Genomic DNA, 1,709 nt, shown 5'->3' with positions numbered 1-1,709 from the left:
ACTTTTTGTCAATCAAAAAGTACCAGATATGGGAGTGATCGGGGCGAAATTTAGGCACTTTTTCCCTGAAAATTAGGTAATTGGCCACCTCAAAACTGGTAAAACTCTACACCCTACACCCCACACCCCACACCCCACACCCTGCCCCCACGAACAACTTTTTCAGCAAACCCTATGTATGGGGGAAGTCCAGGTATTACATGAGACTAGGCTAAAACTAGGGTGAGTTAATAAGATAACCCACCCTGAAGGATATTTAGCGATCGACTGACCCCATAATAATATCAATACTGCCTAAAATCGCCATAATATCGGCAACTTTTACCCCTTTGAGGATATGGGGCAGAATTTGAAGATTATTAAAATCGGCGGCCCGAATTTTCCAACGCCAAGGGAAAACATCATCATTACCGACGATAAAGATACCTAATTCCCCTTTACCACTTTCCAAGCGCACATAATGTTCACCTTTAGGAATTTTGAAAGTGGGGGCGACTTTTTTGGCGATATATTGATAGTCAAAATCATTCCAAGCTGATTTTTTCCCTTCTGCCATCCGTTTTGCTTCCAGATTTTCGTAGGGACCACCGGGTAAACCTTTCAGTGCTTGCCGGATAATTTTCACCGATTCGCGCATTTCCCGAATCCGCACCAGATAACGAGCAAAACAATCGCCGGCGGTTTCCCAATGCACTTCCCAGTCAAAATCGTCGTAACACTCGTAATGGTCAACTTTTCTTAAATCCCATTTCACCCCGGAAGCGCGTAACATCGGACCAGATAAACCCCAGTTAATCGCTTCGTCTCTGGTAATGCAGCCTATCCCTTCAATACGACGGCGGAAAATCGGGTTATTAGTGATTAATTTCTCGTATTCGTCCACTTTGGGGTCAAAATAGTCACAGAAATCCACGCACTTATCCACCCATCCGTAGGGTAAATCCACCGCCACGCCACCAATACGGAAATAATTATTATTAATTAACCGCATTCCCGTGGCAGCTTCCCAGAGGTCATAAATCATCTCCCGTTCCCGGAAAATGTAGAAAAAGGGAGTTTGTGCGCCTACATCCGCCATAAAGGGGCCTAACCAGAGTAAATGGTTAGCGATGCGGTTGAGTTCCAACATAATCACCCGGATATATTGCGCTCGTTTGGGAACGGCGATATCGGCTAATTTTTCGGGAGCATTGACCGTAATCGCCTCGTTAAACATCCCTGCGGCGTAATCCCAACGACTAACGTAGGGAACGTACATGACATTAGTGCGATTTTCGGCAATTTTTTCCATGCCCCGATGAAGATAACCGATTACGGGTTCACAGTCAATCACGTCTTCCCCGTCGAGGGTGACGATTAAGCGCAAAACTCCGTGCATTGACGGGTGATGGGGTCCCATGTTTAAAACCATGGGTTCTGTTCTCGTTTCAATTTTTGCCATAGGGCTACCGATGATCCCGAAAATCTTTTTAAAGTTATTATAAGTAAACGCTTCGACAATACACAAGGACTATCGGGTATCAGTAATCAGTGATCAGTAATCAGTGATCAGTAATCAGTAATCAGTGATCAGTAATCAGTGATCACTGATCAGTAATCAGTAGTCAGGAGATTATTTTTATTTATTCTCCGGATCTCCCATCTCCGGCGCTCCCCACACCCCACACCCATCACCCCATCACCCCATCCCCCAATACCTTCTAACTGGT

The 1,709-nt window shown here is 45.1% G+C and carries 2 protein-coding genes; one reads left to right on the top strand and one right to left on the bottom strand.

Annotated features, from left to right (window positions below):
- Positions 1–80 precede the first annotated feature (80 nt).
- Positions 81–215, top strand: a complete 135-nt coding sequence (locus tag PX481_RS28720) for a hypothetical protein (protein ID WP_288057729.1) — start codon at positions 81–83, stop codon at positions 213–215.
- 41 nt (positions 216–256) lie between these two features.
- Here the strand turns inward: PX481_RS28720 and PX481_RS28715 are convergent, their stop codons facing one another.
- Complete coding sequence (locus tag PX481_RS28715; RefSeq protein ID WP_002760089.1) at positions 257–1,441, bottom strand: NAD(P)H-quinone oxidoreductase subunit H; 1,185 nt, start codon at positions 1,439–1,441, stop codon at positions 257–259.
- Positions 1,442–1,709: the final 268 nt, after the last annotated feature.

The sequence above is a fragment of the Microcystis sp. M53603_WE2 genome, from assembly GCF_030065435.1.
The sequence above is the reverse complement of the archived record's forward strand: the minus strand, read 5'-3'. Positions and strand labels throughout refer to the sequence as shown.